Raw genomic sequence first — 18556 nt, 5'->3', positions numbered from 1 at the left:
CCGCGTCAGCGGCGCGCCCCGTCGATGAACGGGGTTATAGGGGGGGGCGTTCTGAGTGTCAACAGGCTCGTTTTCAGAAAAATGACGGGGCGGCGACGAAACGGCTTCAGTGCGATCGCTGCGGAAGAAATGATTACCTTTCAATAGGTTAGACTTTCTGACCTTTCCACAGCCCTGTGGATAGCTCGAAAAGCGGCCGCAAATTCAGTGATCGGAGAGCACGACCTCGTCCGACCATTCGCCCTCGACCTCCTTCATGATCGCCTGACCGCAGATCACCCTCCCCTTTACCGGGTCGAAGGTCAGCGTCGGGTCGCCGGCGAGCCGCCATCCCCGGTTCAGCGCCGCGGAAACCCGCTTGCAGAACGACACGTCATCCGGGCCAGTGAGGTAGCGGTAGAGCTTCATGGTCTTGGTCGCTTCGGTCATCGTCTCGTCCTGTCCGGAGAATTCAGCCGCGCGCGGCGATCGCCGCGACGAGCGCCACGGTCTTGCGGGCGACGTCGGCATGCATGCGCTCATACATGCGCCCCTCGATCTGGATCACGCCCTTGCCGGCATGCTCCGGAAGCTCGAACGCCGCGATCAGTGCCCGTGCGGCGGCCACCTCGTCCTCAGGCGGCGTGAAGGCGGCATTGCCGGGCTCGATCTGTGTCGGGTGGATCAGCGTCTTGCCGTCGAAACCCATCTCGGCGGCTTCCCGGCATTCGCGCGAAAAGCCGTCGAGATCGCGGAAATCGTTCCACACGCCGTCCAGCACCTCGATGCCGGCGGCCCGCGCCGCCAGCACGCACATGGACAGCCAGGTATGCATCGGCGCCCGGCCCGGCACGATGCGGGCGCCGGTTTCCTTGGCGAGATCATTGGTGCCGAGCACCAGCACCGCCAGCCGGCTGACCGGATCGCGCGCCGCCGCCGCGATCCTCGCCACCTCAATCACCGCCTGCGGCGTCTCGATCATCGCCCATAGCCGGAGCGACGCCGGCGCGCCGAGCTCGTCGAGCCGGGAGCCGATCGCCCGCAATGTCTCGGCGCTGGCAATCTTGGGGATCAACAGTGCGTCTGGGCCGGCGCCGCCGGCCGCCGCTTCGGCGAAACGCGCGAGATCGGCCTCGAACCAGGGGGTGTCGAAGCCGTTGACCCGCACCACCACCTCGCGCGCGCCATAGCCGCCGGCGGCAAGCGCCTCCGCCACCTGCTGCCGTGCCGCCGCCTTGGCATCCGGCGCCACCGCATCCTCCAGATCGATGATGAGAGCGTCGGCGGGAAGACTGCGTGCCTTCTCCAGCGCGCGGGCATTGGCGCCCGGCATATACAGCACGCTGCGGCGGGGACGGATGGCGTGGAATGTAACCCCAGACATGATTCGCTCGGCTAGGTTGGCAAGATCGGGAAACCAGCCTATCCGGGCGAGCGGCGGCACGCCAACCGCGCCGGCCGGCGGCTCCGCAGCTTTGTTGCGCGAGGCGGCCCCATCACGCAACGTCTTATCGGATTTGAAGGCATGAGCGCAGCTGTCGAGACGGATGAGCGATACGACGTCGTCATTATCGGCGGCGCCATCATGGGGGCGATGGCCGCCTATTTCCTCACCCGCGACCCGGCCTTTACCGGCACGGTGGCGGTGATCGAGCGCGACGCCAGCTTCGCCCGTTCATCCACCACGCTCTCGGCCGCCTCGCTGCGCCAGCAGTTCTCCATCCCCGAGAACATCCGCATGTCGCTGTTCGGGCTGGAATTTCTGCGCACGGCAAAAGAGCGCTTCGGCGCCGAGACCGATCTCTCCTGGCATGAGGGCGGCTATCTGATCCTCGCCAGCGACGCCGGCCTGCCGATCCTCGAAGCCAATCACCAGGTGCAGAAGGCCGAGGGCGCCGATATCGACCTGCTCGATCCCGCCCGGCTCGCCGCCACCTTTCCTTACCTGAATGTCGAAGGCCTCGCCGCCGGCGCCTATGGCCGTTCCGGTGAAGGCTGGTTCGACGCCCATGCACTGCTCGACTGCGTGCGCAAGGCGGCGCGGCGGCAGGGCGCGCATCTCATCGCCGGCGAGGTCGTCGAGATCGTCCGCGCGGGCGACCGGATCACCGGCGTGACGCTCGCCGATGGTCGGCGCATCGCCTGCGGCAGCCTCGTCAACGCCGCCGGGCCGCGGGCCGGACGAGTCGCGGGCCTCGCCGGCATTCCGCTCCCCGTCGAGGGGCGCAAGCGCTGCATCTATGTCCTGCATTGCCGCACCGAGCTGCCGCGCCTGCCGTTGCTGGTCGATCCGACCGGCTTCTGGATCCGCCCGGAAGGCGCCTACCAGATCTGCGGTGCGGCGGCGCCACCGGAAGACGGCGATCCCGATGATGATTTCGAGGTCGACTGGCCACTGTTCGAGGAGACCACCTGGCCGGATCTCGCGCACCGCATCCCGGCGATGGAGGAGGTGAAGCTGGTGCGCGCCTGGGCCGGCCATTACGAGATGAACCTGCTCGACCACAATGCGGTGATCGGCCCGCATCCGGAGGTGGCGAACTTCTATTTCATGAACGGCTTTTCCGGCCACGGCCTTCAGCAGGCCCCCGCTGCCGGGCGCGCCATCGCCGAATGGATCGTGCATGGCCGTTCGCTGTCGCTCGACCTCGGCGTGTTCGGCTATGAGCGCATCCTCGCCAACCGCCCGCATGCCGAGCTGAACATCATATGAGCGCCGGGCTTCGGGTGGCCGGCGTCGATGGCTGCCCCCGCCTTGCCGATGGATCCGGCGGCTGGGTCGCGGTGATCGTCGAGCCCGGCGGCGGCATGTCGGCCGAACGCATCACCCGCCTCACCGACCTCATCGACCGGCCGGACGCCCCGCAGATCGTCGCCGTCGACATGCCGATCGGCCTGCCGGAGCGCATCGGCCCCGGCGGCAGGGCGCCGGAGCGGCTGGTGCGCCCCAAGCTCGGCGACCGGCAGTCGAGCGTGTTTTCCATACCCTCGCGGGCCGCCGTCTATGCCGCGCTCGACGAGAGCATCGCGGAAGACCAGCGTTATCGGCATGCCTGCTCTGTCGCCCGCGCAAGCTCGCAGCCGCCCCGCGCGGTCTCGAAGCAGGCATTCCACATCTTCGGCAAGATCGCCGAGATCGACCGGCTGCTGCGCGCACGACCCGCCCTCGCCGGCCGCATCCATGAATGCCACCCGGAGGTCAGCTTCTGGGCGATGAACGGCGGGCACGCCCTCGACGTCGCCAAGAAGGTGAGGAACGCGCCGTATCAGCCGGGCCTGGCGAAGCGCCGCGAACTGCTGGCGGTGCAAGGCTTCGAGGACGCCTTCACCTCACCCTTGCGCGCCCGCGCGCTGAAGGTGGGCGAGGACGACCTTATCGATGCCTGCGCCGCCGCCTGGACCGCCGGGCGCATCGCGCGCGGGCAGGCGGTCGGCTTTCCCGTCCTTCCCGAACGCGATGGCGAAGGCCTGCCGATCCAGATTCAGGCGTGACGGGCGCCTAACAATCTACAATTATTGTCAAATACCATATCACACAGAAATTTTGTGCATTAATCCAATTTGCACATCCGATTTCGTGTTATATATTTGGAACTGCTAAAACACAGGGAATTGCCGGAAATGGCCGCGCCGCAGCAGCAGAAACTGAAGGTCAACGGCCCCGTCGCCGTCACCGCCAACCGTCTCGCCGACGGCGCGGTAGTCTGGCGCACCGCCGCTGGCGGCTGGTCGACGGCGCTCGGCGATGCCGCCGTCGTCACCACGGCGCCGGAAGCCATCGCGCTGCTCGAAGGCGCCCACAAGCGCGACACCGACGCGGTCGGCGCCTATGTGGCACCGGTCATCCTCGGCGACAACGGCGCCGTCCTGCCCGGCAATCTGCGCGAGCGCATCCGCGTCAACGGGGTCACCTTCGAACTGCCCGCCTCCACCCTTCCCGCGGCCTGAATGCCGTTCCTTCAAGCCGCGACTGCAGAAGACACCGATCATGTACGTCTATGACGAATTCGACCGCGCCTTCCTCGCCGAACGGGTCGCCGATTTCCGCGACCAGGTGGAGCGGCGCCTGTCGGGCGCCCTCACCGAGGACGAGTTCAAGCCGCTGCGGCTGATGAACGGCGTCTATCTGCAGCTGCACGCCTATATGCTACGCGTCGCCATCCCCTATGGCACGCTGTCCTCGGACCAGTTGCGCCGTATGGCGCATGTCGCCCGTGTCTATGACCGCGGCTACGGCCATTTCACCACCCGCCAGAACATCCAGTTCAACTGGATCAAGCTGGAGGACCTGCCGCAGGCCATGGCCGATCTCGGCGAGGTCGGCGTGCACGGCATCCAGACCTCCGGCAACTGCATCCGCAACGTGACCACCGACCAGTGGGCCGGCGCCACGCCGGAGGAGTTCGACGACCCGCGCATCTGGGCGGAAATCCTGCGCCAGTACTCCACCTTCCACCCGGAATTCACCTACCTGCCGCGCAAGTTCAAGATCGCCATCACCGCCGCCCCGAAGGACCGCGCGGCGACCAAGGTGCATGATGTCGGCCTGCGGCTGCATCGCAATGAGGATGGCGAGCTCGGCTTCGAGGTACTGGTCGGCGGCGGCCTCGGCCGCACGCCCTTCGTCGGCAAGTCGATCCGACCGTTCCTGCCGGTGCGCGACATACTGAGCTACATCGAAGCGATCATGCGCGTGTACAACCAGTTCGGCCGGCGCGACAACATCTACAAGGCGCGCATCAAGATCCTGGTGCACGAGATCGGCGCCGAGGCCTTCGCCGAAGCGGTCGAGGCGGAATGGGCCAACATCCGCGACGGCGCGCTGCAGCTCACCGACGAGATCATCGACGACATCCGCGCCCGCTTCCTCTACCCGGATTTTGCCGCGGTGGAGGATCAGCCCGCAGAGATGACGGCGGCGCTGGAAGACCCGCGCTTCGCCACCTGGTACCGCAACTCGGTGCACCGGCATAAGGTCCCGGGCTATTCCATCGTCACCATCTCGCTGAAGCCGGTCGGCGCGCCTCCGGGCGACGCCACCGCCGACCAGATGGATGTCGTCGCCGATCTCGCCGACGCCTACGCTTTCCATGAGATCCGCGTCGGCCACGAGCAGAATCTCTGCCTGCCCAACGTGGCGCAGAAGGACCTGCCGGAGCTGTGGCGCCAGCTCGACGCCGCCGGCCTCGCCACGCCGAACGTCAATCATGTGAGCGACATCATCGCCTGCCCCGGCCTCGATTATTGCGCGCTGGCCAATGCCCGCGCCATTCCGGTGGCGCAGGAAATCTCCAAGCGCTTCGCCGATCTCGACCGCTCGCGCAGCATCGGCCGGCTGCACGTCAACATCTCCGGCTGCATCAATGCCTGCGGCCATCACCATGTCGGCCATATCGGCATTCTCGGGGTCGAGAAGAACGGCCAGGAATTCTACCAGATCACCCTGGGTGGCCGGGCCGACGAGCATGCCCAGCTCGGCACGCTGCTCGGTCCGGCGGTTTCCTACGACCAGGTGCCCGGGCTGATCGAGGACATCGTCGACGCCTATCTCGAACTGCGCGCCTCGCCGAAGGAGCTGTTCGTCGACACCGTTCACCGCCTCGGCGTCGAACCCTTCAAGGAACGTGTCTATGCCACTCATTGAGAACGGCAAGCTCGCCCCGGACCGCTTCACGCGGGTTGCCGACGAGGACGAGGCCGGACAGGTGCCGCCCCTCCCCGCCTCCACGCCGGTGCTGCTGTCGCTGGACCGCTTCCTCAAGGAAGAAGAGGCGCTGGCCAGCACCAATGTCGAGGTCGGCATCATCTGGCCGAACAACAAGCCGATCGCCGAGATCGTGCCCTATCTGCCGCGCCTGGCGCTGGTCGCGCTCAACTTCCCGACCTTCCGCGACGGGCGCGCCTACAGCCAGGCCCGCCTGCTGCGCGAGCGGCTCGGCTGGAAGGGGCCGCTGCGCGCCATCGGCAACGTGCTGCGCGACCAGTTCCTCATCATGTCGCGTGCCGGCTTCGACCAGATCGTGCCGGTCAAGGATGCCGATGCGCAGGCCTTCGACGCCGCGATGCACAGCTACACCGTGTTCTACCAGCCGACCGGCGACGGGCGTAAGAGCCTGCTGCGTGCGCGGCTCGGCCGTTCGGCGACGCGTGCGGAACACGACGGATCGAAGGACAGGGGGGCCACCGCATGACCTCCCCCCTCAACCTCGATACCATCCTCACCGGCCTTGCCCCGCTCGATGCGGTGGAGGAGATCGCCCGCACCCTGGAAGGCCGCTCGCCGACCGAGGTGATCGCCGCCGCCCAGACCATTGTCGGGCGCGACCGGCTGTGCCTCGTCTCGTCCTTCGGCACCGAGTCCGCCGTGCTGCTCGCCTTCGCCGCCGAGGTGGATCCCTCGATCCCGGTGGTCTTTCTCGACACCGGCTGGCTGTTCGAGGAGACGCTGGCCTATCGCGACACGCTCACAGCCCAGCTCGGCCTCACCGATGTGCGCTCCTTCCATCCCGATGCCGAGCGCCTCGCCACGCAGGATGCCGGCAACGACCTTTGGTATTCCGACCCCGATGCCTGCTGCCGCATCCGCAAGGTCGAGCCGCTGGCCAGGGCGCTCGACGGCTTTGACGGCTGGCTGAACGGCCGCAAGCGCTACCAGGCCTCGACCCGCGCCGGCATCCCGGTGGCCGAGCGCGACGGCGAACGGCTGAAGTTCAACCCGCTCGCCAGCCTGGAGCGTGCCGAAGTGGAAGCCGCTCACAAGCGCTTCGCCCTGCCGCCGCACCCGCTGGAGGCCAAGGGCTTCCCTTCGGTCGGCTGCCTGCCCTGCACCAGTCGCGTCGCCGCCGGCGAGGATGCCCGCGCCGGACGCTGGCGTGGTCGCGCCAAGACCGAGTGCGGCATTCACACGCTGATCTCGGCGCGCTGACGCTTTTCGCTCTTCCTGTGAGCGATTCAATTCATTGAATTCACAGGCGAAAGCCTGACGTCGCACCCAAATAACACATGGGCGCGACGTTGTTTAATCTATTTTTCTATATAGTATGTATTTTTTATTGACCCCAGCAACCAGCCGTGGAACCCTTAGGTCAATGGTTTTTGACGGTGCGGGGGCGCGCCGTCCGGGAGAGATTGATCATGTCCATTCGTTTCAAGCATCTGGCGATCGCCGGCCTCGCCGCCGCGCTCGTCGCGCCGCTCGCCGCGCCGGCACCGGTGCGCGCCGCCGACGTCACCCTGCTCAACGTGTCCTACGACCCGACGCGCGAGCTCTACCAGAAGTTCAACAAGCTGTTCGCCGAGACGTACAAGGCCGAAACCGGCAAGACCGTCGAGATCAAGACCTCGCATGGCGGCTCCGGCAAGCAGGCCCGCTCGGTAATCGACGGCCTCGAGGCCGACGTGGTCACCCTGGCGCTCGCCTATGACATCGACGCCATCGCCGACAAGGGCTTCCTCGCCCAGGATTGGCAGAAGCGCCTGCCCGAAAACGCCTCGCCCTACACCTCGACCATCGTGTTCCTGGTGCGCAAGGGCAACCCCAAGGGCATCAAGGATTGGGACGATCTGGTGAAGCCGGGCGTGCAGGTCATCACCCCCAACCCGAAGACCTCCGGCGGCGCCCGCTGGAACTACCTCGCCGGCTGGGCCTATGCGCTGAAGAAGTACGGCTCGGAGGACAAGGCGAAGGAATATCTCGCCTCGCTGTTCAAGAACGTGCCGGTCCTCGACACCGGCGCGCGCGGCTCCACCGTCACCTTCACCGAGCGCGGCGTCGGCGACGTGCTGCTCGCCTGGGAAAACGAGGCGTTCCTGTCGAAGAAGGAATTCGGCGACGACAAGTTCGACATCGTCGTGCCTTCGCTGTCCATCCTTGCCGAGCCGCCGGTCGCGGTGGTCGACAAGGTGGTGGACCGCAAGGGTACCCGTGCGGCGGCCGAGAGCTACCTGAAGCTGCTCTACAGCAAGGAAGGCCAGAAGCTCGCCGCCGAGAATTTCTATCGCCCCCGCGATGCCGAAATCGCCAAGCAGTATGAGAAGGTCTTCCCGAAGGTCGACCTCGTCACCATCGACGACCCGGCCTTCGGCGGCTGGCGCAAGGCGCAGAAGACCCATTTCGACGATGGCGGCGTCTTCGACCAGATCTATTCCAACTGAGTTCCCGAGGCCGGCGCCAACGCCAGCCACAACTGGGCGCCGGACCTGATGCGGGTCCGGCGCCGCTCTTATGATGCGGTACGAGGGAATGCGGACGTGACCGAGACGACGATAAGCGCGCCGCCGCTCGCCCCTGCTGCGCCGCCCCGCCGAAGCAGCGGCGTGATCCCCGGCTTCGGCCTCACCATGGGCCTCACGCTGCTGTGGCTGTCATTGATCGTGCTGATCCCGCTCGCCGGCCTGTTCTTCAAGACCGCCGAGCTGACGCCGGACCGCATCTGGACCATCCTCACCGCCACCCGCACGCTGAACGCGCTGAAAATTTCCTTCGGCCTGTCGCTCATCGCCGCCAGCATCAATCTGGTGCTCGGCGCCGTGGTGGTGTGGGCGCTGGTGCGCTACGATTTTCCCGGCCGCCGCCTGCTCGACGCTCTGGTCGACATTCCCTTCGCGCTGCCCACCGCGGTGGCCGGCATCGCGCTGACCACGCTCTATGCCGAGAATGGCTGGCTCGGCAGCCTGCTCGCGCCCCTGGGTGTAAAGGTCTCCTTCACCCCGCTCGGCATCCTGGTGGCGCTGATCTTCATCGGCCTGCCCTTCGTGGTGCGCACGGTGCAGCCGGTGCTGGAGGACTTCGACCATGAGCTGGAGGAGGCCGCCGCCACGCTCGGCGCCAGCCGCTGGACCACCATCCGCAAGGTGGTGCTGCCGACCGTACTGCCAGCCTTCCTCACCGGCTTTGCCCTCGCCTTCGCCCGCGCGGTCGGCGAATACGGCTCGGTGATCTTCATCGCCGGCAACCTGCCCAATGTGTCGGAGATCGCGCCGCTGCTGATCGTCATCCGGCTGGAAGAGTTCCGCTACGCCGATGCCACCACCATAGCCGCCACCATGCTGGTGGCCTCCTTTGCGCTGCTGTTCGTGATCAACGGCCTGCAGCGCTGGTCGCAGGCCCGCACCGGGAGGGCATCATGAGCGACAATTCCGTCCGTTCCGAACCCGCCGCCGTCAAATGGACGGTGATCGCGGTGGCGGCCCTGTTCATCGGCCTGTTCATCGTGATGCCGCTGATCAACGTCTTCGCCCAGGCCTTCGTGAAGGGCTGGCAGGCCTATGCCAGCGCCCTCGTCGAGCCGGACGCGCTCGCCGCCATCGAGCTGACCCTTCTCGTCACCGCCATCGCGGTGGTCGCCAATACCGGGATGGGACTGGTGATGGCATGGGCGATCACCAAGTTCTCGTTCCGCGGCAAGAGCTTCCTGATCACCCTCATCGACCTGCCGTTCTCGGTGTCGCCGGTGGTGGCGGGCCTGGTCTTCGTGCTCATGTTCGGCGCCCAGGGCTATTTCGGCCCGTGGCTGATCGACAATGGCTACAAGGTCATCTTCGCCTGGCCGGGCATCGCGCTGGCCACCATCTTCGTCACCTTCCCTTTCGTGGCGCGCGAGCTGATCCCGCTGATGCAGGAACAGGGCACCACCGAGGAGGAGGCGGCGGTGACGCTCGGCGCCTCCGGCTGGCGGGTGTTCTCCCGCGTCACCCTGCCGAATGTGAAATGGGCGCTGCTCTACGGCGTGCTGCTCTGCAATGCCCGCGCCATGGGCGAGTTCGGTGCGGTGTCGGTGGTCTCCGGCCATGTGCGCGGCGAGACCAACACCATCCCGCTGCAGGTCGAGATCCTCTACAACGAGTACCAGTTCCAGGCGTCCTTCGCGGTCGCCTCGCTGCTGGCGCTGCTCGCCGTGGTAACGCTGTTCGCCAAGACGGTGCTGGAAAGCCGCGTCCACGACCGCAAGGGCGGGCACTGAGCGCGGAAGCGCGTCGCAAGACGAAGATAATCAAGCAGGCACCGGAACGACAGGCGCAACCTGCCCCTCCCCCCGTGGCGAGAGAGATGGGGGAGGCGGAACAACGGCGCCAAGGCGCTGCGGCCTCATGAGCCCCTAACCGGCCCCGCTCCGCGAGGCCACCTCGCCCCAACGGGGGGAAGAAAAAGGAGCATGTTGCATTCCCCTGAGCGGCTCGCCTCAGAACAAATATAGCGCGGCGATGAAGCCGCCGACCACCACCACCGCGAAGACGAACGTCACCAGCCCCAGCCGCTCCTCGATGAAGACCCGCGCCGGCGGGCCGATCCAGTAGAGCAGGCCGGCGACCAGGAAGAAGCGGGCGCCGCGGGTGATGATCGACAGGACGACGAACCAGAACAGGCTGTAATGCGCGAAGCCCGAGGTGATGGTCACCACCTTGTAGGGGATCGGCGTCAGCCCCTTGATCAGGATGATCCAGTGCCCGTATTCGGCATAGGCCTTGGCGAAGGCATCGACCTTGTCGCCATAGCCATAGAGCTGGATCAGGAACATCCCGACCGTCTCGTAGAGCAGCGCGCCGATCGCGTAGCCGACCAGCCCGCCGAGCACCGAGGCGACGGTGCAGATGAAGGCATACCACCAGGCGCGATCCGGGCGGGCGATACACATCGGCACCAGCATGATGTCCGGCGGCACCGGAAAGAACGAACTCTCCGCCGCCGACACGCCGGCAAGCGCCCAAGTGGCGGAAGGCCGCTCGGCGAGAGCGATCACCCATTGATAGAGACGGCGCAGCATGAGGGCTCCGGCGGAGGGACGGGAGAATCCCGCTCAGCCGGAGCGGCGACGCGGATTGGGGACCAGCGGTGGCGCGACGAGCGCGGCCGTGCCGGGCGCGGCGTCCAGCACCGCATCCTCATCCGCATCCCCGGCGCGGATGGCGGCAGAGTCGGCGGAACCCGAATAGCCGGAATGCCCGCCACTGTCACGATTCCGCAGCGGAGCCAGCGACGCCAGCGGCAGCACGCCCTGCGGCGAGACGGCGCCCGCCAGCGCCCCGTGCTTGTCGCGCTTGCCGGACTTCGGCAGTTTCTCGGCGATGCCCATCATCTGTTCGCGCCGGCGCATCTCCGCCCAGACATCTTCCGGCTCGATGCCGAGCTCGACCCACAGCGCCACCAGATTGTAGAGAAGATCGGCGCTCTCGCGCACCGTGCCCGGCGTATCGCCGATGACACCATCGAGCGCCACCTCCACCGCCTCCTCCGCCACCTTCTTGGCGATGAAGGCCCGGCCGCGGGCAAATAGCTTGGCGGTGCGCGGCGAGGCGACCTGCCCGGCGCGCGCCGCACGCACAGCATCGTGAAGACGGCGGATCGAATCACTCATTTGCTTAAGTTTAACGCTGCTTCGATGAATATTACGTGGCAGTGCACCGCCTGCCCTGCCCGCCTGATTCCCGCCCCCTCTCCCCGTTACGGCGGTATAAATTGCTGCCTCCGGCTTTGCCCCCCTTTTGCTCCCGGGCAGAGGAAGGGGTATGGAAGATCGAAATCGATGTTCGCCAGCCAATACGGAGCGTGCCGCGTGTCGAACCGCCCCTCCCGCCGCATCCGCGCCGCAGCCCTCGCTCTCGCCCTTGCGGCGCTCCTGCCGATGGCCGGCCTCAGCGCCGCGCGCGCCACCCCTTCGCTGGTGGTCGAAATCGACAGCGGCAAGGTGCTGCTGGCGGAGGAGGCGACCAAGCCCTGGTACCCGGCCTCGATCACCAAGCTGATGACCGCCTATGTCACCTTCCGCGCCCTGCGGGCCGGGCGGCTGACCGAGACCACGCTGATCACCGTCTCCCCGCTTGCCGCCTCGCAGGCCCCCTCCAAGATGGGCTTCGTGCCGGGGACCCGCATCACCGTCGACAACGCGCTGAAGATGATGCTGATCAAGTCGGCCAACGACATCGCCGTGGTGATCGCGGAAGGCGTTGGCGGCTCGGTGCCGGCCTTTGTCGAGGAGATGAACCAGGCCGCGCGCGACCTCGGCATGACCGGCTCGCATTTCGCCAATCCCAACGGGCTGCCCGATCCGAACAACGTCACCACTGCCCGCGACCTCGCGGTTCTGGTGCGCGCCATCGCGCTCGAATATCCCGAGCATGAGCAGTTGTTCCGCATCCCGGCGATGAAGATCGGCCCGGCGGTGGTGCGCAGCTACAACAAGCTGATCGACCGCTATCCCGGCGCCGACGGCATGAAGACCGGCTTCATCTGCGCTTCCGGCTTCAATCTCGTCGCCACCGCCCATCGCGGCGACAAGCGTCTGCTGGCCATCGTGCTCGGCACCAATTCCGGCAAGGAGCGCACCGAGCAGGCGGCGCTGCTGCTGGAGCGGGGCTTCAACCACTCCTGGCAGATCTTCGGCGCCGTCGCCCCGACGGTGGATTCGCTGCGCAACCAGAGCGGCCCGCCGACCGACATGCGCGCCCAGGTCTGCGGCGGCAAGCGCAAGAACACCGCCTCGGAATCCGAGGATGACAGCGGCCCGACGCCGACCGGCTTTGCCGCCGCCGGCATGGGTGGGCTCGGCGCCGAGGTGACCGGCGCCAGCCTGCTGCAGAATCTGCCGCCTTCCATGCCGCCGGTCGAGGTATTCGTCGGCCCCACGCCCGATCCGGCAGCGCTGGCCGCCGCCTATCCGCCGCCGCCGCAGAAGAAGACACCCGCCAAGGACAAGAAGATAACCGGCGCCAAGCAGGTGGCCATTCCGGTCGCGCTGCCCAAGCCCGGCTCCAAATCCGCCGCCAAGCCGGGAACCAAGCCGGAGACGACGGTGATGGCCGATCCCACCGGCGACGCCGCCCCGGCGCCGAAGCCGGTAGCCAGGCCCGCCGCAGCCAAGCCCGCGGCAGCCAAACCTGCCGCCAAGCCGGCGGCCAAGCCGACCGCTTCCGCCCAGCCGAAGCCGGCCGCCAAACCGGCGGCGAAACCGGCAAAGCCGGCGGCGCAGTCCGCCTCGCAGCCGACCATCATTCTGGCGCCGGTGCCGGCGCCCAATCCCGCCGCCGCGGCGCAGTAGCTTGGCACCATCATGATCGACCAGACGCGCCGGCAGCCGGACCCGATCCCGGTCACGCTGCTCACCGGCTTTCTCGGCGCCGGCAAGACGACGCTGCTCAACCGCCTGCTGTCCGATCCCGATCTCAAGGACACCGCCGTGCTCATCAACGAGTTCGGCGAGATCGGGCTCGATCATCTGCTGGTGCAGCATTTCGACGATGCCACCGTGCTTCTCGCCTCGGGCTGCCTGTGCTGCACGGTGCGCGGCGACCTCGTCGAAGGGCTGGAGCACCTGCTGCGCCGCATGGATAACGGCGTCATCCCGCCGTTCCGGCGGGTGGTGATCGAGACCACCGGCCTCGCCGACCCGGCGCCGGTGCTGCATGTGCTGATGATGCACCCCTATCTGGTCATGCGCTTCCGCCTCGACGGGGTGGTGACGGTGATCGACGCGGTGAACGGGCTGTCGACGCTCGACGCCCATCCCGAAGCCGTCAAGCAGGCGGCCATCGCCGACCGCATCGTCCTCGCCAAGACCGATCTGCTCGACACGCCCGAGCGGCAGGCTGGCTTCGCGTCGCTGAATGCCCGTCTCGACCGCCTCGCCCCCGGCGCGGTGCGGCTCGATGCGGCGAAGGGCGAGGCGACGCCGGCGGCGCTGCTCGATGCCGGCCTCTACAACCCGGCGAACAAGATCCCCGATGTCGAAAGCTGGCTGAACGCCGAGGCGGTCGAGGCGGCGGAGGCCGCGCAGCGCGGCCATTCCCAACATGGATCTGCGCACGACGCCAACCGGCATGACGACCGCATCCGCGCCTTCACCGTCGCCACCGAGGCGGCGGTGCCGGCGGCGGCGCTCGACATGTTCCTGGAACTGGTCCGCGGCATGCACGGCGACAAGCTGCTGCGCCTCAAGGGCATTGTGCGCCTCGTCGAGGATCCGGCGCGCCCGGTGGTGCTGCACGGCGTCCAGCATGTGCTGCACCCGCCGAGCCAGTTGCCCGACTGGCCGGACGACGACCGCCGCACCCGCCTGGTGATGATCGTGCGCGATGTCGAGCCGGCGGTGATCCGCCGGCTGTTCGATGCCTTCATGGGCCTGCCGGCGCCGGACCAGCCGGATGGCGCCGCCCTCACCGACAACCCGCTCGCCCCGGCGACGATGCGGCGCTGAGGCGGCCTCGCCGGGCGCCGGGACGGAGCTGGCGGAGCCTCATTGGCAGCGGCTCATTGGCGGGAGCCTCATTGTCCCGGCAGCGGCGCGCCATTGATCGTCACCGAATCCGTCGGGGCGGGAGCGGCGGACGCGGCCTGCGCCTGCGCCGCGACCGCCGCCTCGACCTTCGGATCGGGCGTGCCGAGCACCATGGCCCAGTAGACGCGGTAGCGACTCCTCGGCACCGCCACGGCGGCGATGCCGATCCGGGTCGCCCGCGGGGTCAGCATGTTCTTGTTGTGCGAGGGTGAATCCCGCCAGCCGGAAAACGCCTCGGCGAGCGTGTGATAGCCGGCGCCGACATTCTCCACCGCGGTCAGCCCGGTCCAGCCGGCCGCCTTCAGCCGGGTGACGAAGCCGCGCCCGCCCACCGAGTGGGAGAGCTCGTCCGCCGCCGCCATGGCCTTGGCCTGCTGCTCGGCTACCCGCATCAGCACGGGGTCGAGGCTGACCGCCGGCAGGCCGCGTCCGCGCCGATAGTCGCTCACCAGCGAGGCCGCCGCATCCGGGTCCAGCCGGCCGCCCTTGGAGAGGTCGGCATAGAAGGTCGGATCGGTCGCCACCGGCGGCGGCGTGGCGCAACCCGCCAGCGCCAGCGGCAGCAGCAGTGCGCCGGCCAGCAGACGCTGGATCGCACGGCGCGGGATCGGAAAACCAGGCATGGGTGCCTCTCGGGGCAGGAGGAGGAAGGCGCGAATCGGCACGGGAGGCTGGAGCATGTGCCGCAAAGGTTGAGAGACCTTTGCGCGCCACCGCCCGGCGGGACAATCGAAACCGAGGGCTCTCCCCGTTCGGCCGGCCTCGGCCGGGCCGGTCGAGGGACTAGCCGTCCTCGCCGGCGGTGGGATCCGGGGCTTGCAGCGAACCGCCGCGATAGATGTTCCACGGCGTGAACGGGATGCCGATGCGCGCCTGCTTCATGCGGTCGAGCACCGCGAAATGCAGGTCGCTCTTCACCGTCAGCGCATAATCGACATTGGCGACCACGCAGCGCAGCTCGAACTGCAGGTAGCTGTCGCCGAACTTGACCAGGAACACCCGCGGCGGCGGCGAGCGCAGCACCTGCGGATGGTCGCAGGCGCAGCCGATCAGCAGGTCGCGCACCTCCTCGGCATCGGAATCGTAGGCGACGTTGATCTGCAGGATGATGCGCCCAGTGGTGTTGGCATGGGTGTAGTTCTTGACGAGGCCGGTGATCAGGTCGGAATTCGGGATCAGCACCGCCGCGCGGTCGAAGGTCTCGATCTCGGTGGCGCGCACCGAGATGCGGCGCACATAGCCTTCCTCGCCCTTCACCGAAATGGTGTCGCCGACGCGGATCGGCCGCTCGGCGAGCAGGATCAGCCCGGAGACGAAGTTCGACACGATCGATTGCAGGCCGAAACCGATACCGACCGACAGCGCACCGGCGACCAGTGCGATGTTCTGCAGGTTGAGCCCGATCTGCCCCATCGCCATGGCGATCACCGCCAGCGAGATCACATAGCCGATGATGGTGGCGATGGAGTTCTGCAGGCCGGGATCGAAGGCGGTGCGCGGCAGGATCGCCACCGAGAACCAGCGCTGGATGGCGCGGGCGATGACGATGCCGGCCACCAGGAACAGCACGGCATAGAGAATGTCGCCGATCGTCACCGTCGAGGTGCCGATGGTGAAACCGAAGGTGACGCGGCTGACCACGTCGCGCAGGTCGGCGGTGGAGGTGCCCCAGGTGCCCACCACGATGACGACGGCGAACATCACCACCACCACCTTGAGCACGCCGGCGACCAGCACCGCGATCAGCTCGAGGCTGGCCGGGCGCACGCCGAGGGTGCGGGCGGCCATCCGTGCCTTGTGGCCCTGCGCGATGCCCTCGATGAAGAAGGCGTTGATCAGCGCCAGCAGCACATAGACGAACAGCGCGAACACCACCGCCAGCAGCGAGCGGCTGGCGAGGTAGCTGGCGAGGCCGACATAGCCGGCCAACAGCGCGCCGAGGACGACGAAGTTCAGCACCCAGAACGGAAAGCGCGCCCATTGCAGCGCGGTGGCGGAAGCGGCGGCGAGCGCGCCCTCCGGCTTGTCGCTTCCCGGCTTTTCGCCCCCCGCCGGCGCGTCCTCCATCACCGGCTCGTCGTCGGCGGCCAGCGCGCGCACCGTTGAAACCGCGATGGCGGCGAGGCCAAGCGCCAGCAGGGCGTTGGTCGTGACGGTAAGCGCCACCGGCGCCACCAGCGCCCGGTGCAGATTGCCGAGGAAGGCGGCGAGGCCCAGCAGCCAGATGCCGGTGACGATATGCCGGTAGAGCAGCGTCGCCACCTGGTCACCCAGTGGCACCGCGCGCCGCCAGGGCTCGTCGGGCGCCAGCGCGGCGAGCAGCATGCCACGCCCAGTAGAGACGACCGTCACCGCCAGCAGCACGCCCTGCATCACTTCGAGCATGCGGGCGGGCAGCACGTCGAAGCCGTCGAGCAGCGCGATCGACGCGAAAACGGCGAGGATCGCCGGCACGATGGCGACGACGCCGGTGAGCATCGAGGCGATGCAGGCCTTGAGGCGCGGCAGCGGCTCCTCGCCGATCTCCCGCTTCAGCCGGCGCAGCGGCCGCGCCAGCAGCCGGCGCAGCATCGTCGCCAGCACGCCGATGCCGACGACGCCAAGCGCCAGTAGCAACTGGCCCCAGAGCGGCACGCGGCTGCCGGCATAGGCCTGCCAGTCGCTGAGCAGGTAGCGGATGCCCCGCGCCTCCATGGCCATGGCGCTGGCCGAGGCCAGCCACAACTCCGGATTGAGGATGGAATAGGAGCGTGCCAGCAACTGGTCGGTGAACAGCGCGCGGCGGCGGCTGGTGATGCGGTCCGACAGCTGGTCGCCGCGGGTATTGAGCAGCCGCACCTGCTTGGTCAGCCCCTCCACTTCGGCGGCCTGGGCGGTGAGCTCGTCGCGCTGGGTCGTAATGGAGGCATTTTCCGGCGGCGCGTCGGCGGCCGGCTTCGGCCCCAGCTCCTGGATGCGGTGGTTGAGGTCGGCCAGCACCGGCTCGAGCAGCTCGATCGCCGCCGTCAGATCGGTGCGGACCGGGTCCAGCCGCCCGCGCAATTCGTCGAGATCCGGCGAGCGCAGCCCGTCGCGCCCCAATCCGCCCTCGACGCTGTCGACCACCGCCCGCTGCCCCTCCAGGCGGTCATGCGCGGTCTTGACGTCGAGCACCGTCTGGGCGTGGGCACCGGCGGCAAACAGCAGCGCGAGAAGCAGCGACGCCACCACGGCGCGCAGGAGGATGCCGATCGCGGCATCAGGAGCAAGGCGACGGGAAATAAGCATGAACGGGCGCATTTGATGAGGACGGCCCTGTCTCACGCCCGATCACGGCCAAGTCAAGGCAACTCGTCAAGGCAACTCGTCAAGGCAACTCGTCAAGGCGATCCGGCAGCGCCGGCCCTCGGTCGTGGCCTTCAGGCGGCGCCGCCGCCCCGCCGCGGGAAACCGGCAGACCGTCTCAATGGCCGCGATGCTGGCGCGGCAGCAGGCGATCCTGCAATTCGAACGCCGCGGAGAACACGGCGGAAACGTCACTGATCATTTCCCGTATCCAGGAGAACGGGGTGGCACGCGGCGTGCGCATGTGGCCAACCATCTCGGTCTCGTCGAGCGAGAAATCGGCGTCGTGGCGCAGCGCGATGCTCTTCATCCGCCCATTATTGGGCAGGAACACCACTTCGAGATCCTCGATGCCGCGATTCTGCGCCAGCAGTACCAGATGGCGCATCAGCGCCGAGCCGATGCCCTTGCCCTGCCAGTCGCGTTCGACGCTGAAGGCGGCTTCCGCGGCGACCGGCTTGCCGGCCCGCTTCGGCAGCGGGTGCAGCTCGGCGACGGCGCGCAATTCGCCATCGTGGAAATAACCGACCAGCAGCTTGTCGCCCCCGACCGCGCGGCTAGCGTGGCGAGCGAGTGCGGCGTCGGACACCACGCCGCCGAAGCGCATGAAGCGGCTCAGCGGATCCAGGCGGAGCAGATGGTCGAGAAAGGCCTGCCGCTCGGCGGGCACGATCCTGCGGATCGCGCCCTCGGCAACGGCGGCGGCCCGCGAGGCGGTCGCCTCGCCGGCAGTCTTCCGGGGCTCGAGCGTATCGATCATCGGTGTTCCGGGCATCGCATCCACCGCTACATTGCGGTGCGACATACATATTCGCACTGCAACATCACACAACCGGCAGCCCTGCATGGCTCGCATGCGGCATGCGCGCGCCTGTGGTGCCGTCGCACCACCCGCCCGGCATGCCCGACCGCGAACCGCACCGGGACTTTGTGGAACCTGGCGGGAGGGGTCAAGTCGGGAAGGTTGCGTAAGCCGCCGACTC

Annotated in this window: 17 protein-coding genes and 1 pseudogene; 11 read left to right on the top strand and 7 right to left on the bottom strand. The window is 67.8% G+C overall.

Going from position 1 to position 18556, the window contains the following annotated elements; all coding sequences use genetic code 11:
* Window positions 1-204: 204 nt before the first annotated feature.
* Both KHC24_RS02500 and KHC24_RS02495 read right to left on the bottom strand, forming a co-directional pair.
* A complete protein-coding gene (locus tag KHC24_RS02500) occupies window positions 205-408 on the bottom strand; it encodes a DUF1737 domain-containing protein (RefSeq protein ID WP_213359065.1) in 204 nt (67 codons plus the stop codon).
* 43 nt (window positions 409-451) lie between these two features.
* Window positions 452-1363, bottom strand: a complete 912-nt coding sequence (locus tag KHC24_RS02495; protein ID WP_213359026.1) for an HpcH/HpaI aldolase/citrate lyase family protein — start codon at window positions 1361-1363, stop codon at window positions 452-454.
* A gap of 141 nt (window positions 1364-1504) precedes the next feature.
* On the opposite strand from KHC24_RS02495, the gene KHC24_RS02490 reads away from it, so the two are divergent.
* The 9 genes from KHC24_RS02490 to cysW all read left to right on the top strand — a co-directional run bounded on the left by KHC24_RS02490 (window position 1505) and on the right by cysW (window position 9941).
* Complete coding sequence (locus KHC24_RS02490; protein WP_213359024.1) at window positions 1505-2692, top strand: NAD(P)/FAD-dependent oxidoreductase; 1188 nt, start codon at window positions 1505-1507, stop codon at window positions 2690-2692.
* Window positions 2689-3471 (top strand): DUF429 domain-containing protein, encoded by a 783-nt coding sequence (locus KHC24_RS02485; protein WP_213359023.1) that lies wholly within the window; start codon window positions 2689-2691, stop codon window positions 3469-3471. Before KHC24_RS02490 ends, KHC24_RS02485 begins: the two co-directional genes overlap by 4 nt.
* Before the next feature lie 129 nt (window positions 3472-3600).
* Entirely contained in the window at window positions 3601-3927 is a 327-nt protein-coding gene (locus KHC24_RS02480; RefSeq protein WP_213359022.1) for a DUF2849 domain-containing protein, read from the top strand.
* A gap of 40 nt (window positions 3928-3967) precedes the next feature.
* Entirely contained in the window at window positions 3968-5623 is a 1656-nt protein-coding gene (locus KHC24_RS02475; RefSeq protein WP_213359021.1) for a nitrite/sulfite reductase, read from the top strand.
* Window positions 5610-6170, top strand: coding sequence for a DUF934 domain-containing protein (locus KHC24_RS02470; RefSeq protein WP_213359020.1), 561 nt, complete (start codon window positions 5610-5612; stop codon window positions 6168-6170). The genes KHC24_RS02475 and KHC24_RS02470 overlap by 14 nt, the downstream gene beginning before the upstream one ends.
* Window positions 6167-6904 (top strand): phosphoadenylyl-sulfate reductase, encoded by a 738-nt coding sequence (locus tag KHC24_RS02465; protein ID WP_213359019.1) that lies wholly within the window; start codon window positions 6167-6169, stop codon window positions 6902-6904. Before KHC24_RS02470 ends, KHC24_RS02465 begins: the two co-directional genes overlap by 4 nt.
* Before the next feature lie 209 nt (window positions 6905-7113).
* The gene (locus tag KHC24_RS02460) at window positions 7114-8133 is read left to right on the top strand and encodes a sulfate ABC transporter substrate-binding protein (protein WP_213359018.1); all 1020 of its coding nucleotides are present in this window, start codon (window positions 7114-7116) and stop codon (window positions 8131-8133) included.
* A 186-nt stretch (window positions 8134-8319) separates the two neighbouring features.
* On the top strand, window positions 8320-9108 hold the full coding sequence (gene cysT / locus KHC24_RS02455) for a sulfate ABC transporter permease subunit CysT (protein WP_246546081.1): 789 nt from the start codon (window positions 8320-8322) through the stop codon (window positions 9106-9108).
* The gene (gene cysW / locus KHC24_RS02450; protein ID WP_213359015.1) at window positions 9105-9941 is read left to right on the top strand and encodes a sulfate ABC transporter permease subunit CysW; all 837 of its coding nucleotides are present in this window, start codon (window positions 9105-9107) and stop codon (window positions 9939-9941) included. Before cysT ends, cysW begins: the two co-directional genes overlap by 4 nt.
* Before the next feature lie 219 nt (window positions 9942-10160).
* On the opposite strand, the gene KHC24_RS02445 is transcribed toward cysW, so the two are convergent.
* Complete coding sequence (locus KHC24_RS02445) at window positions 10161-10742, bottom strand: YqaA family protein (protein WP_213359013.1); 582 nt, start codon at window positions 10740-10742, stop codon at window positions 10161-10163.
* Window positions 10743-11021: 279 nt separating this feature from the next.
* Window positions 11022-11333 (bottom strand): annotated as a pseudogene (hisE, locus tag KHC24_RS24925) (phosphoribosyl-ATP diphosphatase); the annotation flags it as partial.
* A gap of 198 nt (window positions 11334-11531) precedes the next feature.
* Between hisE and KHC24_RS02435 the strand changes: the two are divergent.
* A complete protein-coding gene (locus KHC24_RS02435; protein ID WP_271180501.1) occupies window positions 11532-13013 on the top strand; it encodes a D-alanyl-D-alanine carboxypeptidase family protein in 1482 nt (493 codons plus the stop codon).
* Between the two features lie 12 nt (window positions 13014-13025).
* A complete protein-coding gene (locus KHC24_RS02430; protein ID WP_213359011.1) occupies window positions 13026-14168 on the top strand; it encodes a CobW family GTP-binding protein in 1143 nt (380 codons plus the stop codon).
* A gap of 68 nt (window positions 14169-14236) precedes the next feature.
* On the opposite strand, the gene KHC24_RS02425 is transcribed toward KHC24_RS02430, so the two are convergent.
* From KHC24_RS02425 to KHC24_RS02415, 3 genes are all read right to left on the bottom strand, one after another.
* Window positions 14237-14872, bottom strand: coding sequence for a CAP domain-containing protein (locus KHC24_RS02425; protein ID WP_213359010.1), 636 nt, complete (start codon window positions 14870-14872; stop codon window positions 14237-14239).
* 160 nt (window positions 14873-15032) lie between these two features.
* Window positions 15033-17516 carry a DUF3772 domain-containing protein gene (locus tag KHC24_RS02420; protein WP_246546072.1) on the bottom strand — a complete coding sequence of 828 codons (2484 nt, stop codon included), beginning with the start codon at window positions 17514-17516 and terminating at the stop codon, window positions 15033-15035.
* 175 nt (window positions 17517-17691) lie between these two features.
* A complete protein-coding gene (locus tag KHC24_RS02415) occupies window positions 17692-18333 on the bottom strand; it encodes a GNAT family N-acetyltransferase (protein WP_213359008.1) in 642 nt (213 codons plus the stop codon).
* Window positions 18334-18556: the final 223 nt, after the last annotated feature.

The organism is Ancylobacter defluvii (assembly GCF_018390605.1).
In the GTDB taxonomy this organism is placed as follows: domain Bacteria; phylum Pseudomonadota; class Alphaproteobacteria; order Rhizobiales; family Xanthobacteraceae; genus Ancylobacter; species Ancylobacter defluvii.
The sequence above is the reverse complement of the archived record's forward strand: the minus strand, read 5'-3'. Positions and strand labels throughout refer to the sequence as shown.